The 14,786-nt window shown below is 42.7% G+C and carries 15 protein-coding genes; 7 read left to right on the plus strand and 8 right to left on the minus strand.

All coding sequences use genetic code 11. The features are described from left to right. Positions 1 to 306: 306 nt before the first annotated feature. Positions 307 to 1,149, minus strand: a complete 843-nt coding sequence (locus HWQ40_RS34495) for an Rpn family recombination-promoting nuclease/putative transposase (protein WP_292786939.1) — start codon at positions 1,147 to 1,149, stop codon at positions 307 to 309. 274 nt (positions 1,150 to 1,423) lie between these two features. Between HWQ40_RS34495 and HWQ40_RS34500 the strand changes: the two genes are divergently transcribed. Both HWQ40_RS34500 and HWQ40_RS34505 read left to right on the plus strand, forming a co-directional pair. Further along, the gene (locus HWQ40_RS34500; protein ID WP_292786941.1) at positions 1,424 to 1,624 is read left to right on the plus strand and encodes a hypothetical protein; all 201 of its coding nucleotides are present in this window, start codon (positions 1,424 to 1,426) and stop codon (positions 1,622 to 1,624) included. Positions 1,625 to 1,709: 85 nt separating this feature from the next. After that, a complete protein-coding gene (locus tag HWQ40_RS34505; protein WP_292786943.1) occupies positions 1,710 to 1,964 on the plus strand; it encodes a DUF5615 family PIN-like protein in 255 nt (84 codons plus the stop codon). 166 nt (positions 1,965 to 2,130) lie between these two features. On the opposite strand, the gene HWQ40_RS34510 is transcribed toward HWQ40_RS34505, so the two are convergent. Next, positions 2,131 to 4,605, minus strand: a complete 2,475-nt coding sequence (locus tag HWQ40_RS34510; RefSeq protein WP_292786945.1) for a tetratricopeptide repeat protein — start codon at positions 4,603 to 4,605, stop codon at positions 2,131 to 2,133. Between the two features lie 75 nt (positions 4,606 to 4,680). After that, positions 4,681 to 5,070: a hypothetical protein gene (locus HWQ40_RS34515; RefSeq protein ID WP_292786948.1), complete on the minus strand. Its 390-nt coding sequence runs from the start codon at positions 5,068 to 5,070 to the stop codon at positions 4,681 to 4,683. Positions 5,071 to 5,260: 190 nt separating this feature from the next. On the opposite strand from HWQ40_RS34515, the gene HWQ40_RS34520 reads away from it, so the two are divergent. The 3 genes from HWQ40_RS34520 to HWQ40_RS34530 all read left to right on the plus strand — a co-directional run bounded on the left by HWQ40_RS34520 (position 5,261) and on the right by HWQ40_RS34530 (position 6,648). Further along, the gene (locus tag HWQ40_RS34520) at positions 5,261 to 5,488 is read left to right on the plus strand and encodes a hypothetical protein (protein ID WP_292786951.1); all 228 of its coding nucleotides are present in this window, start codon (positions 5,261 to 5,263) and stop codon (positions 5,486 to 5,488) included. Beyond that, on the plus strand, positions 5,485 to 5,757 hold the full coding sequence (locus HWQ40_RS34525) for a type II toxin-antitoxin system RelE/ParE family toxin (protein ID WP_292786954.1): 273 nt from the start codon (positions 5,485 to 5,487) through the stop codon (positions 5,755 to 5,757). Before HWQ40_RS34520 ends, HWQ40_RS34525 begins: the two co-directional genes overlap by 4 nt. A 198-nt stretch (positions 5,758 to 5,955) precedes the next feature. Beyond that, a complete protein-coding gene (locus tag HWQ40_RS34530) occupies positions 5,956 to 6,648 on the plus strand; it encodes a PD-(D/E)XK nuclease family protein (RefSeq protein WP_292786956.1) in 693 nt (230 codons plus the stop codon). Between the two features lie 79 nt (positions 6,649 to 6,727). Here the strand turns inward: HWQ40_RS34530 and HWQ40_RS34535 are convergent, their stop codons facing one another. The 4 genes from HWQ40_RS34535 to HWQ40_RS34550 form a co-directional block, all read right to left on the minus strand. Beyond that, the gene (locus HWQ40_RS34535) at positions 6,728 to 6,964 is read right to left on the minus strand and encodes a hypothetical protein (RefSeq protein WP_292786958.1); all 237 of its coding nucleotides are present in this window, start codon (positions 6,962 to 6,964) and stop codon (positions 6,728 to 6,730) included. Between the two features lie 94 nt (positions 6,965 to 7,058). Next, a complete protein-coding gene (locus HWQ40_RS34540; RefSeq protein WP_292786960.1) occupies positions 7,059 to 7,301 on the minus strand; it encodes a hypothetical protein in 243 nt (80 codons plus the stop codon). A 15-nt stretch (positions 7,302 to 7,316) separates the two neighbouring features. Further along, positions 7,317 to 8,531: a DUF790 family protein gene (locus HWQ40_RS34545; protein WP_292786963.1), complete on the minus strand. Its 1,215-nt coding sequence runs from the start codon at positions 8,529 to 8,531 to the stop codon at positions 7,317 to 7,319. Continuing rightward, the gene (locus HWQ40_RS34550) at positions 8,461 to 10,038 is read right to left on the minus strand and encodes a DEAD/DEAH box helicase family protein (protein WP_292786996.1); all 1,578 of its coding nucleotides are present in this window, start codon (positions 10,036 to 10,038) and stop codon (positions 8,461 to 8,463) included. Before HWQ40_RS34550 ends, HWQ40_RS34545 begins: the two co-directional genes overlap by 71 nt. Before the next feature lie 123 nt (positions 10,039 to 10,161). Between HWQ40_RS34550 and HWQ40_RS34555 the strand changes: the two genes are divergently transcribed. Beyond that, positions 10,162 to 11,463: an adenylate/guanylate cyclase domain-containing protein gene (locus HWQ40_RS34555; RefSeq protein WP_292786966.1), complete on the plus strand. Its 1,302-nt coding sequence runs from the start codon at positions 10,162 to 10,164 to the stop codon at positions 11,461 to 11,463. A 179-nt stretch (positions 11,464 to 11,642) separates the two neighbouring features. Further along, positions 11,643 to 13,991: a PAS domain S-box protein gene (locus HWQ40_RS34560; RefSeq protein WP_292786968.1), complete on the plus strand. Its 2,349-nt coding sequence runs from the start codon at positions 11,643 to 11,645 to the stop codon at positions 13,989 to 13,991. 94 nt (positions 13,992 to 14,085) lie between these two features. Here HWQ40_RS34560 and HWQ40_RS34565 read toward each other — a convergent pair whose 3' ends face one another. Continuing rightward, complete coding sequence (locus HWQ40_RS34565; RefSeq protein ID WP_292786970.1) at positions 14,086 to 14,760, minus strand: O-methyltransferase; 675 nt, start codon at positions 14,758 to 14,760, stop codon at positions 14,086 to 14,088. Between the last annotated feature and the right edge of the window lie 26 nt (positions 14,761 to 14,786).

A 14,786-nucleotide genomic window follows, 5' to 3' on the forward strand; every position in this document is an offset into this window, starting at 1 on the left:
CTGGATAATTTCACTTAGTTATTACTTTCTTATTCCGGAAAGTGACAGAAGAGGGATAAGTAGAACGGCATAAATATTTGTAGTTGGGATGAGGCAGGAGGACAGCAACTTTTGACAGAAAGCTGAGAAACGAAAAGGGATTTGATTTATTTGAGTAATGCTCATTTCTAAACTAAGCGATCACTTGTCGATTTACACTTCTTTTCTAGAGCGATATCTCTGACAAGCTACGCCTACACCTTTACAATACCATCATTCCATCTCCAAACTCGGAATTGGAGGCATATAAATTGAGACATGTTTTTCTTACATATTTTCGAGTATTCGCCTCAGTTCCTCTAGAGTCTCGGCTGTGAGAATAGAACGTTGAATTGCTTTTAGTTGCTCGATATCAGATATTTGAGAAATTTTTGGCATGAAATTTAATCCTTCATTGCCAAATTTTACTTCTAGGCTTAATTCGATGCTTGATAGCCTTCCCTCTTGCTGTCCGCGTTGCAATATTTCCTCATACCACGGCGAGGAACGCAATACCGTCATATCCCACCTCATAATTTGTTGGACTAATGCGCTATCTAGTACAAACGTAGCAAAAAATGCTAAGACTGTTTCGAGTTGGTTGAATTGTTCATCCGCTTGCAATAAACGCAATGCTTCTCGAATTGTAGACTCTTTTTCACCACCTTTAAGAATTGCTACAAAGGGAAGCAATGAGGGTAAGGGTTGTTCAAAGGCGATGCTAACATCAACTTCCCAGAGGTTAATGACGCGGTAATCTTGGCGTACTTGTAACCCAGCAATATTGGACTCGTATCGCCTGGGTATTTCTGCGTCACTCGTTTTGAGGATATTGAGCAGTACAGGATAAGTTGGTAAGTTATATTTTTCTTCTGCCAATCCTGCATAAGCACGCATCCGTCGTGGCATTTCGGGTTTATACCGCAATTGCAATTCATTGAGAACGAGAAATTTTCCGTACTCTTTACTTTCGACGCGGATAAGTACATCGCTTTCTCTACTAATCCACTGAAACTCGGAATTGAGGATTTCGCCTGCAACGACATCAGGGATTTGTGTTACCCATTTTACCCAATTGTTGGGTGCGAGGCTAATTAAGCGTTTGGTACTGACATCGGCGGGTTTTGACATGGAGAAACTGGATGCACTTAAGGAATACAACTTATGATATTTGAGATAGCATTTAACGCATCAAAGCATGAATTCCTTCACAGAACAAGTTTTAAGATGATGCAATAGTCTTTAAAGTTCGCCAATACCAGTAATTGATGTAGCTTAGTGAGGTAAAGTTTTAGCGATCGCTTGTCGATTTATACTTCTTTTCTAAAGCGATGTCTACGACGGGCTACGCCTACACCAGCTTTCGGCTCAATGATATACCAAAATGAATGCGTGAATTACTCAAATGAGTAAGCAAAAGCTGCTTTTGAGAAAGTCAAAGCTTATTTTGCTTGCGGAAAACACTAAAATGAGTAAGCAAAAGCTGCTTTTGAGAAAGTCAAAGCTGCTTTTGCTTGCGGAAAACACCAAAATGAGAAAGTCAAAGCTGCTTTTGAGAAAGCAAAAGCTGCTTTTGAGTAAGTCAAAGCTGCTTTTGAGTAAGTAATCAGGCATTTTTACTTAATTCAATATGAATTTTAGTCTAGGCGATACCTTTGGTGAGCTTCGCTAAAGCTCCTTCAAGTTTTATCATGAAAATAGCTGTAATTAAAGCCCGTGCAGAAGGAAGAATTTTATTAACTATAGATTTAGATTTTGCCCAACTTTTAGCCGTGAGTGGGGATAGTTTACCCAGTGTGATTTTGTTTAGGTTGGGGAACGAAAATTATGATGCAATTAATGAACGGTTGACTCAAGTTTTGAGTGAATGCCAGGAAGATTTAGAGTTAGGGACAATTATTTCTGTAAGTAATGAAACTTTCCGAGTAAGGCGATTGCCTATATAACAATACGCTTGGGTTAAGGCTAAAAACTAAAACTGGCGTAGGTTGTGGGGAACCTCATTCTACCTCAGAGTTCAGAACAGGAAAGGTCGAGTTAAAGCGATCGCCCTTTTCAGTTTTATTACGGTACGCTTTTCATAAAACCTGTAAATTTGTAGCTCCATGTAGTTTATTCTGGATTTGAGGGGAGGCGATGCCTGCGGCGGGCTGCGCCTACGCGAAGAATTGCCAAATTTTCACAACACTTGACAGTCCAGAAATGACTTACCCCTAATCGTTGCTCAAGAATCTCCAAAGCCTGCAAATACAACGGTTCAGCTTCGGTATAACGTCCTTGTAAGTAGTAGAGTTTTGCCAGATTGTTGAGAGTAATGGCAAAATCTGGATGTTCCTCTCCCAGCAGTTTGCGCCTGAGTGCCAAAGCTTGGATGCAAAGGGGTTCGGCATCGTTGTATCTACCTTGGTCACGGTAGAATGCCGCTAGGTTGTTGAGGCTAAGTGCGACAGATGGATGTTCTTCACCCAGCAGCTTGCGCCAGAGTGCTAAAGCTTGGATGTAAAGTGGTTCGGCTTCGCTGTATCTGCCTTGGGAGTTGTAGAGTAACGCTAGGTTGTTGAGGCTAATGGCGATATCTGGATGTTCATCTCCGAGCAGTTGATGCTTGAGTGCCAAAGCTTGGATGTAAAGGGGTTCGGCTTCGCTATATCTGCCTTGGGATTCGTAGAGTAACGCTAGGTTGTTGAGGATAAGTGCGACAGATGGATGTTCTTCACCCAGCAGCTTGCGCCAGAGTGCTAAAGCTTGGATGTAAAGGGGTTCGGCTTCGCTATATCTGCCTTGGGAGTTGTAAAGAGACGCTAGGTTGTTGAGGCTTTGGGCGATATCTGGATGTTCTTCACCCAGCAGTTGACGCCTGAGTGCCAAAGCTTGGATGTAAAGGGGTTCGGCTTGGCTGTATCTGCCTTGGGAGTAGTAGAGTGCCGCTAGGTTGTTGAGGCTTTGGGCGATATCTGGATGTTCTTCACCGAGCAGCTTGCGCCAGAGTGCCAAAGCTTGGATGTAAAGGGGTTCGGCTTCGCTGTATCTGCCTTGGTCACGGTAGAGATACGCTAGGTTGTTGAGGCTTTGGGCGATATCTAGATGTTTTTCACCCAGCAGTTGACGCCTGAGTGCTAAAGCTTGGATGTAAAGGGGTTCGGCTTCGCTGTATCTGCCTTGGGAGTTGTAAAGAGACGCTAGGTTGTTGAGGCTTCCGGCGATATCTGGATGTTCTTCACCCAGCAGTTGACGCCTGAGTGCTAAAGCTTGGATGTAAAGGGGTTCGGCTTCGCTGTATCTGCCTTGGAAGTCGTAGAGTAACGCTAGGTTGTTGAGGCTAGTGGCGACATCTGGATGTTCTTCACCCAAGCGCTTTTTAGTGACTTCTAGACATTGTTTATACCAGGGTAAAGCTTGGTTATATAAACCTTGACCATTGTAAAACCAAGCGTTGCCGAGAAAAGTACAAATTAAATCATCATCGCTGAGGTATTGAATGAGATGATTCGCTACTTCAGCTATATGAGGAATGGCAGGGGAAATAGCAGTAATTTGCTTAAGGGTAGCGTTTTCAGGAATATCTTTGGCAACTGCTACCATTACCTGGCAAAGCGATCGCTTTAATTCTTCTGCCTGTTCTAAACCTGTAAGCTTATATTGGAAAAACTCTCTTAGCAGCTGATGCAGTTGGTAAATTCCCTCACCTTTACGCTGTAGCAAATGCAGATTCAGCAAGGTATCATCTCTAATTTCCTCTAACTCTTCCTCGTCTTCTTCTGGTAAACACTGTTCCACCAAGTTCCAAGATATAGGTGCGGCAGCGAATAAACTCAATAAACAGCCAAGCTGCTTATCGTTGTCCTCTAATTCTTGCCAACTCAACTCAAAGGCTGCTAACACACCCCGTTGTGCTGTCATATCGGCTTCTGGTTTCACAAGTCCGGGTTGTGCTAGTCGCTTTTTCTCCAACCGCCGCAACATCTCTGTTAAAGAAAGGTCTTGTTTTCGCGCCAAATATCGCCCGACTAATTCCAAACCCAAAGGCAAATATCCCAACCACTCACACAACTGATTTGCAACAGCTAATTCTTGCTCAATTCGCTGTGGTGTTTCTTTAAAAAATGACTTTAATAACTCCAGGGCTGCTTTTGGTTGCAATACATCTAAAGATAATTCCTTTATAGATGCTCCTAAGTGTTGGCGCGTGGTAATCAACACTTTAAATCGAGAAGATAGCGAAGGTAGATAAGGCTTAACTTGTTGATATTCTCCAACATCGTCTAATACTAGCAGCACATTACCTTCGCGCCAAAGCCGAAAACAGTATTGCACTTGGGCGGGTAAATCCAAATCCTCTGGTGGGTTTAAGTCAAGCTGCGTTCTGGCAAACTGCACAACTTGAACACCCACATCTCCAGCCTTTGCCAGCAACCAGCAAATTCCACCCTTGTAGTTTTCACGGTGAGCCATTGCATATTGTAAGGCCAGTTCTGTTTTACCCAGTCCACCCATGCCAGCGATCGCAGCAATTACCACCTGATTATTTTCCTGCAACATCTCATGCAGGATTTGCAATTCAGCCTCACGCCCGACAAACTCCACCACCCCTGAGTGGGGTAAATTTTGCGGTGTTTCAGTAGAGGGATTTGACTTTACCTGTTCCCCAACAGGCGACTGTAGTCAGAAATTAAACGTTTGATTGCGGTTGTCATTAGAAACGTTCCCAACATTCCCGCCATAATTTTTATCAACTGTGTTCGTAAAATTCTGGATGATAGAGGGTTGAGATTTAACAGTATCTGCCACATCCTCAATAGCTTGAGCAATTTCAGGGTCTTTCTTTGCAGCTTCTTCTACCTGCTCAACCAGAGAAGCTTGACCATAATCTAGACGTTGTGTTTGAGCTAGTTCGATAGCTGTCGCTGTGTTAGGTTCTTTACGCTTAAGCAATGATAATAAGTTACCACCTTGCTCTAAAGCTTTTTCTCCCAGGATTTCGCCAGTTTTTTCAAAAGCTTTCGTAATCACTAAGGTAGCGATCGCTGCGGCTGTCAGGGTTACAGGCTCCATATTTTACCCATTAATTACGAAATTACGCTGTGAAATATTTTACTTTAGTGCATCTCATCTGAGAAGAGATAATACAAAATTATTAAGATTTATCTTGGAAGGCGGATTTTATCGCGTTTTTCTCTTGAGTCAAATCTCACAAATACATTTACTAAAGCCATACTATATCTATTAACGCTAAAGTCATAGTATGACTACTAAAATCACAACCCAAATGCAAGCTGATAAATACCCTTTTGCTCAAGAACTGATTACTGATAAGGAAGGTAATATCCGCAAAGTAATCATAGATTTTGATGACTATCTACACTTGCTAGAAGCTATTGAGGATGAAGGACTTATCTTAGCAATGAAGGCAGTAGAACATGAAACACCTCTGAATATTGATGAAGCATTAGCACAACTAGAACAAGAGTGATTACCCAATATCTACCCAGCTTTATCAAGGATCTCAAGGCTCTGAAAAGTACACCTTATTATGAGACTATTAGAACCCTTGCTTTTGAAGAAGTACCACAAATATTATCTTTTGAAGAAATTACTAACCTCAAAAAACTTCAAGGTTATGAAAATGCTTATCGCATCCGTGTCGGTGATTATCGTATTGGACTTATTTTTGATGGAGAAACAGTCCTATTTCAGCGAGTACTACACCGGAAAGATATTTATCGTTATTTTCCCAAATAAAACTATTTTCAATGATTTGGCGAATAGAATTCGCGCTCATACAAACATAGATGCTTTGTGGCTTGCCGCAGGTTAGTCTACCTACGTGGACTAATAAAAATTAAAGTTTTAAAACCTGCAAAAGCAAGTTTTGCCTGTGTGTAAGATGAACTTAAATTTATAATCACCACTTTCTTAATTACGAACCACGAATTAATAATGCAATTTAATACCCAACTGCTACCACGCATTAATGCCACATCCAAGAGAGAAAATGGTAAACAATATTATGTAGATGCCAACGGAAATCGCTTTCCCAGCGTGACTACAATACTTAATGCCACCAAATCACAAGCAGACCGAGACAGATTATTAAACTGGAAAGCGCGTGTTGGTACAGAAGAAGCTACCCGCATTACTACATCTGCTAGTCGTCGGGGAACCCAAACACACAAGCAAATTGAGCGCTACCTCCTTGGTCAAAACCCTGTTTGTCCCGAAGCGAGTCGCCCTTATTGGGAGAGTATCAAGCCAGTTTTACAAGAAATCGACACAGTTAGACTGGTGGAAGGCTCAGTTTTTCATCATGATTTGGGTTATTCTGGCAAAGTTGATTGTATTGCCAGCTATCAAGGTATTCCCTGTATTTGTGAGTGGAAAACAGCAGATAAACCCAAAGGCTCAATTGAGCATTTATATGAACATCCACTACAACTTACGGCATACATAGGAGCAGCTAACGAGTATTATCAAGATTATGGCATTCAGCTAAAGCACGCTCTGTTGGTAGTAGCGATTCCAGAAATGCCAGCTGAAATATTTTGGTTTGAATCAGCAGTTATCAAAGATTACTGGGAGGAGTGGCAAAAAAGAGTTGCCCAGTTTTGGGAACGCAGAAGTGTTTGGGGTTAATCAGCCCCTTTGGGAAAGTCAAAAGTCAAAAGTCAAAAGTCAAACATTTAAAATATTCGTATCGATGAAGACAGAGTTATTAGTCGTTTGCATAAAAGTCTTCTCTGCGGAAAATTAAACTTTCCGAGACTAATCCTACAGGATAGGCAGAAAAATTGAGAGGCGCTTTCTTTTCTTTCTTCCCTTGTTTTTGTACCAAAGACTTCTTATCAATTACTATTACCACCTGATGCTCACCCTCTGGAATATCCAATGGTAATTGCGCCGTAATCTTACCATCTTTTGTAACTGTGGCAATTGTTTCTATACTTTTCATACTATTTATATTAGATTAATACATCACTGCTTGGTGAAAGGGATATTCCGACACATTTGCATACACCAAAATATTTGTGTCTAGAAAAACAGGATCACCGTCCCCAATCGTCATACATATCCTCACGTCTTAAAGAAAGATTTTCAGGCCAAGGGCCATAATTATGCACAGGAAGGTTTAGAGGAGGACGTTTTTCTTTTCTATCTGCTTCCTTAGCTAAAGGCTTCTCATCAATTACTATTACCACCTGATGCTCACCCTCTGGAATATCCAATGGTAACTGCGCCGTAATCTTACCATCTTTGCTAACTGTGGCAATTGTTTCTATACTTTTCATCTCATTTCTCCTTAATCAATCCATCACAGCTAATACAGTTTTTGGCAATAACTTATCTTTAAACCAAACAATTCTCGCGGGGACATCATTTAATTTTACTCCCGCCTTTTCTAAATTAAGTCGCTCGGAAATTGCCAAAATCAAGTCATCACGTCCAGCCCGCCGCACCTGAGAAAACTTCTTTTGTAAATATTCTGGTCGCCAATAACCAACAATTTCTAATAAGAAAGTACGTCCATCAGGATGCACCAAGCGAAAATCAGGAATCATCACACTACCAGGGATTGGGATCAAATCAACTTCTCGTTCTAACGCCCAACCACTTTTTAACGCATCCCATTTATCAGCAAAGGATGCTTCTAACATACTATCGTAGGGCTTACCTGGTGGATAGTGGGATACCAAACCACATTCGGAATTGAGAGTGAAACGTCCAGTTTTCCAAGTATTTGTATAAGTGTCACGGGTTTGGAGAATCGAAGAAAGACTCCATTTAGTAACGTGAAGTAAAGCCGGAATAAGTTTAGCGATCGCTAACCCATACCGCGTACTAGGATTAAACAAACTCGTCGGCCCATCAATGGTAATTGTAAACCCGTGGTCAGCATCACCCTCAATATAAGCCATCAATTGAAACAACTTTAAATAGCGAAATAACAACTTATATTCTCCCGGAACATTCCGGTGAGCATTTAACACCAGTTGACTGGCCTTATAAAACACACCCTGCACCTGAGATAAGTTATATCTATTTAATAAATCTGGCGCTATTGGTGCATCAAAAACAGTCAAAATTTTATTTTCAGATAAATCAGCGTATAGTCCATTATGAACCTGTTCTGTTAAAACTTCCCGTTCAAGTTCTTGAGTTAACTCATCAGCAACTTTACTTAAAGTAACTTGTGTTGATTCCCGACTAGAAACAGACTTTGCAGCTAGGGAAAACACCCGTTCTCTTAACATTTGTGGTTCCAGAGGACTAATCACCTCAAAAGTGCAAAAACTGCTTTTGAGAATATAAGCTAATCCCCGTTTCACACGATAATCTGTCGAATCTCCTTCAAAATCAGTCAGCTGTCGCTCAAGCACACCCTGAGTCTTCCCCACCGCTGATTGAAAATAATTAATTAACTCAATCGCCAACTCCAAAGTTTCCCGATCAATCTTCAGTCTCTTCGGGATAATCTCCTCCCCGTTTTGGCGATGCATCAGTAAGTCTGTTGGTAACATCTGAATTCTGGATTTTAGATTTTGGACTTCCGGTTGAATAATTAATTTCTAACTGTTCCGCAGCCTTCAAACTCCGTTCTTTCCCACTCCCATACACAACCTGTAAATTCCCTTTCCTTTCTTTTTCTTCCCCTACCTTCCTCTCTCCTCTTCGCCTAGCCGAAGTCCCCTCCTCACTCGTATCCTCCGCCACCACCTCATACAAAATCGCCTGCTTATTCTCAATATTCCCCTTCCGTAAAATCCTACCCAAGCGCTGAGTATACTCCCTAGCCGAACCAGTCCCCGATAAAATAATTGCCACAGAAGCCGCAGGCACATCAACACCTTCATTCAACACATGAGAAGCAACCAAAGTATTATATTTACCCTCTCTAAACTTTGTTAATATCTCATGCCGTTCTTTCACAGGAGTTTGATGAGTAATTGCTGGAATTAATAACTCTTGAGAAATGCGGTAAACCGTCGCATTATCCGCAGTGAAAATCAAAATTCTTGCCGGATAATGTTCTGCTAATAAATTAATCAGAATTCGCAACTTTCCATCAGTACCCAAAGCAATATCTTTCGCTTCCCGGTGCGCTAACATCGCCCTCCGTCCAGATTGCGATCTAGCACTCATTTGCACGAACATTTGCCAACCTTGCAGACTCCCCAAAGAAATCTTGGATTGCTTCAAAAAGTCGTTGCGGGTTTGAATTAACTGGTTATATCTTTCCCGCTCAAGTTGCGATAACTTTACCTTAATTTGAACAATTTCATGTTCTGCTAACGCCTTCCCTGCCAAATCTTCAGCGCGTTTGCGATATACTTCTTGACCAATAAGGATATTTAAGTCAGCGTGTTTACCATCGGTGCGTTCCGGTGTTGCGGAGAGTCCCAGGCGATAAGGTGCGATCGCATATTCAGCAATTACCCGATTAAAATCTGTCGGTAAATGATGACATTCATCAAAAACAATCAACGCATATTGATTTCCCAACGTCTCAGCGTGAATTGCGGCACTATCATAAGTTGCAACTAAAATTGCCGTTCTATCCCGCGAACCACCTCCCAGCAATCCCACCTCAGCATCGGGGAAAGCCGCTACTAAATGTGCATACCACTGATGCATCAAATCCAAAGTTGGCACTACAATCAGCGTCGTGCGCGGCGTTGACTGCATCGCCATTTGCGCCAAATAAGTCTTTCCCGCCGCCGTGGGAAGCACAACCACCCCTTGTCTACCCGCCAGTTTCCAAGCCGCTAGCGCCTCAGTTTGGTGGGGATAGGGTTCCATTTCCAGGGTAGGAACCAAATCTACAGGATAAAATTGCTTTGCCTCATCGATAAAATTCACATCTTCTGCTTGTAGTGCTTCCACTAGCGATCGGTATCTAATTGCTGGGATGCGAAATTTTTCCACTCTATCATCCCACGTAGCGTAGTCCATCCAACCTTTACCGCGTGGTGGTGGATGCAAAATTAATGTGCCACGATCAAAATTTAATGTAGGGGTACGAGCCATGAGTATTGAGCATTGAGGATTGGGCATTGGGCATCGGGCATTGGGCATGGTTATTCTCCTTGTTTCCCCAACTCCCCACTCCCTACTCCCTACTCCCTTGATTACTAATAACGCAAAAAGTGCATGATTCATCCAACTAACTCCGACAAAACCCAACTAGATGCGCTCATTAGTCACGGAATGTCCTATCGGCAAACTAACAATAACCTGTCCGAATCCTACAAAGAACAGCGACAGAGCTTTTTGCTGAAACGGCTGCAATTGCAGGCGCAGATTGTATTGATAGCTGGCTTGACTTTAATTGCTTTTTTTCTTTGGGTAAATTCACAATTAGAAGGCAAGATATACGCCTTTCAAATTGGGCTTGTAGTAGAATTATTCACTCTTATTTGTTGGGGTTTATGCAAAACTCCTATCGGTCGCTGCTATCCTGATTTAATTTTTTTGAGTTTATGCTGGTCTGTAACTTGTGCTGTCCAAATTGATATAGCTTTACTATTCAATAATCTAGAACCAAGAAGCAATATTTGGACTCTGATGTTTCTTACTCAGGCTACAATCATTCCAGTCCAATGGTGGATGCATTTAATATCTCAACTCGGAACAATAATTTGCTATTTAAGTTTATATATTTTATATAACCCCATCTTGAAAAATCCATCAGCTTTTTATGTTGAGCAAGGATTATATTTCTTTTGGACTTGCATAATTTGTGTTTTCTCTGTCTATTTATACGAACGCTTACGAAAAAAAGAATTTTACGCTCGTAAGGCAATGGAACTAGCGCAGCACAAATCAGAACGGCTACTACTAAATATTCTGCCAGAGATGATTGCAGAACAATTAAAACAACAGCCAGCAACTATTGCCGATAACTTTCTGGAAGTTACGGTGCTATTTGCTGATATTGTTGGCTTTACAGAGCTTTCATCCCACACCTCTCCCGCAGAATTAGTCGAGTTATTAAATACAATATTCTGTTTGTTTGACCAATTAGCAGAACGTCATGGGGTAGAGAAAATCAAGACCATTGGTGATGCGTATATGGCTGTTGCTGGGTTGCCAAATCAGTCTAATAACCATGCTCCAGCAATAGCTAACATGGCTTTGGATATGCAAAATGCTGTAGCTACTTTTAACAAAGAAAATAACCAATCCTTTAGCATTCGTATTGGCATTAGTACAGGGCCAGTAGTCGCAGGGGTGATTGGGTTGAAAAAGTTTGCTTACGACCTCTGGGGAGATACAGTTAATATAGCTAGTAGAATGGAATCACATGGTATTGCAGGTAGTATCCAGGTTTGTGAAGCAAGTTATCAGCTTTTAAAGGATAAATACTTATTGGATAAACGAGGTTTGATTCAAGTGAAAGGTAAAGGTGAAATGATGACTTATATACTAAAGGGAATTAATTTAAAAACTTAATAAATAGGAGTCAGAATTCAGAATTCAGAATCCAGAATATTTTACCCATAAAGTTAGGTATGTATTTTTCCGATGCATTATTAGGTGTTGAGCGATGTCTATGACGGGCTACGCCTACGCATTTTCTAGCTGATTTTGGGAATAATCCTTTAGCTAGCTGCATAAAAGGAGAAGCTACATTGAGAGGAACACGTTCCCTTCTAGCGTCTTATGCTGTGGCACTATTGGCTGTTGGTAGCGTATTGCTACTAACACTATTGCTACAGCCACTACTGAAACAAACGATTTTCCTGCTGTTTTTTGCTGCCGTGGCGGTTAGTGCCTGGTATGGCGGCATGGAAGCAGGGTTACTGGCTACTGCTTTGTCTACTTTAGCCGTCAGCTATTTTTTCTTAGAACCAGTATTTTCGCTCTTGGTTGCGAGTCTAGACAATATACTGGGCTTAGGCTTGTTTGTGCTGGTGACAACAATTATTAACTTGCTGAACTCAGAATTACGCACTGCCAAACAACATCTTCAAAACAGTTTGCAGAAACTACAGGTGAGCGAAGCCAGGTTTAGAAGCTTAGTAGAGTCCAACATCATTGGAGTAATTGTAGCCAATATGGACGGAGCGATCGCAGAGGCTAATGATGCTTTTTTAGGAATGGTAGGTTATTCGCAGGAGGATTTGCTAGCAGGGCGAGTCCGATGGCGCGACATGATCCCACCAGAATATATTGAAACTAACAACAGTGCGATACCTTCTCTGCGAGACGCTACGCCAACGGTGAGCTTCTCTACGAGACGCTCCGCGAACGCTAACGCAGAACTCACAACTAAAGGCGTGTGTCAGCCCTTTGAGAACGAATACATCCGCAAAGATCGTAGCCGCGTTCCCATCCTGTTAGGTTCTGCTTTGTTAGAAAATAACCAAGATGATATTATCTCTTTTGTGATTGATTTAAGCAAACGCAAACAAGTAGAGCTTGCCCTTTCCAAAAGCGAAGAACGCTACCGCACTTTTTTAGAGCAGAGTTCAGAAGGTATTTGGTGCATCGAACTGGAAGTACCAATTTCCCTAGATTGTCCAGAAGATGAACAAATTCAACATTTTTACCAATATGTTTACTTAGCAGAATGCAACAATGTTATGGCGCAGATGTATGGCTGTTCTCGTGCCGAAGATATTATCGGTGTCAGACTAGGAGACTTTCTTGTTGCCTCTGATCCACATAATATTGCATACCTGCGTAACTTTATCCGTTCTAACTACCGACTAATCGATGCCGAGTCTCATGAAATAGATAAGCAAGGTAATTCCAAATATTTTTTGAATAATCTGGTGGGAATTGTTGAAAATGGGTTTTTAGTTAGAGCGTGGGGAACTCAACGCGACATTACAGAACGCAAACGAACGGAAGCAGCACTCCGTGAAAGAGAAGATGAACTGCGCCTAATTACAAATGCTGTGCCCGTCAAGATTTCTTATGTTGATGGGGAGCAGCGTTATCGCTTTAATAACAAAGAATATGAAGACTGGTTTGGGCTTCCTGCTTCCGAAATTTCTGGTAAACACATTAGAGAAATTCTGGGAGAGTCAGTTTATCAGTCGATTCTTCCTTATGTAGAAACGGTACTCTCAGGAGAGCAAGTAACTTACGAAACTCAGTTACCTCATAAAGATGGCACAAATCATTACGTGAATGTCACTTACATTCCCCAGTTTAGTCAGGAGGGGAAAGTTCCAGGATTTGTTGCCCTAATCACAGATATTACCGATCGCAAGCAAGCAGAGCAAGAACGCGAACAACTGCTTAAACGCGAACAAGCAGCACGCGCCGATGCCGAAACTGCCAACCGCATGAAGGATGAGTTTCTTGGCACACTCTCCCACGAACTCCGTACACCCTTGAACGCTATACTGGGCTGGGCACAGCTACTTAGAACTCGCAAGTTTGATGAGACTACTACTGTCCGGGCACTAGAGACAATTGAACGGAATACTAGATCCCTGACACAACTGATTGAAGATGTTCTCGATGTGTCACGGATTATTAGAGGCACACTCCATTTAAGTATGGATCGGGTAGAACTTGTATCACTTGTAGAGGCGGCAATCGATACTGTGTACCTAGCAGCCCAGGCTAAAGAGATTAATATCAAGTGTAGATTCGACCCGAAAGTAGAGGTAGTTGTGGGTGATGCCAACCGCTTGCAACAGGTTGTGTGGAATTTGCTCTCCAACGCCGTCAAGTTTACACCCAAGGGCGGCAGAGTTGATGTGCAATTGGAGCATATTGAATCTTATGTGCAAATTCGGGTGAGTGATACGGGAGGGGGAATTGCTGCTGAATTCCTACCCCATGTATTTGAACGCTTTCGTCAAGCTGACAGTTCCAGCACGCGATCGCATGGCGGACTAGGATTAGGGTTAGCGATCGTCCGTCACTTGGTAGAATTACACGGTGGCACAGTCTTGGCCGAAAGTCCAGGAATTGGAAAGGGGGCGACATTCGTTGTCAGTCTGCCAATGAAAGCTATTTAGGATGGAGGTAGGGGGCAGGATGATTTTGAGCTACTTAACTTCCGTACTCTGCGGGAAGCTGACACAACAGTAAGGGTCTCATATCATCTTCGGATTATTCGTCGGCGGTGACGATCGCGATCGCAAAGCCGTCGTATCCTTTACTACCCACGGTCTGGATTGCCGTAGCACTGACGCGCGGCTCAGAGGCAAGCAGTTCGTTGAAGCGACGCACCCCCTGAACGCTAGCATCGTTGCTGGCATCATCAATCACTGCTCCGTTACGCACAACATTATCAGCGATGATCAGGCTACCGCGACGGGAAAGCTGGAGCGCCCACGCGAAGTATTCGGGATTGCTTGGCTTGTCAGCATCAATGAAGATCAAGTCAAATGGGCCGTGACCCTCAGCGGCAATCTGTGGCAGCGTAGAGAGTGCCTGTCCGAGCCGGAGGTCAACAATATGGGACAGACCAGCGTGGGCGATATTGGTACGAGCAACTTCGGCGTGCTTTGGGTTTGCCTCCAGCGTGATTAGACGGCTATCGCTGGGTAACGCCCGCGCTAGCCAGATAGTACTATAGCCGCCTAGTGTGCCAATCTCCAGGATGCTTCGCGCTCCTTGGATTTGCGCCAACAGCAGCAGCAGCTTGCCTTGGTTCGGCGAAACATTGTGTGGTGGTAATCCGGCGGCGGCGCTAGTCTGGAGCGCTTTATCCAACGCAGGGTCAGGCGGTACAAGTAGATCGGTAAAGTAACGATCGACCGCAGTCCATTGCTCTTGAGTCATAGATTCTCGCTTTTTACCCCATCGAT

Source organism: Nostoc sp. NMS9, from assembly GCF_017114995.1.
Taxonomy (GTDB): domain Bacteria; phylum Cyanobacteriota; class Cyanobacteriia; order Cyanobacteriales; family Nostocaceae; genus Nostoc.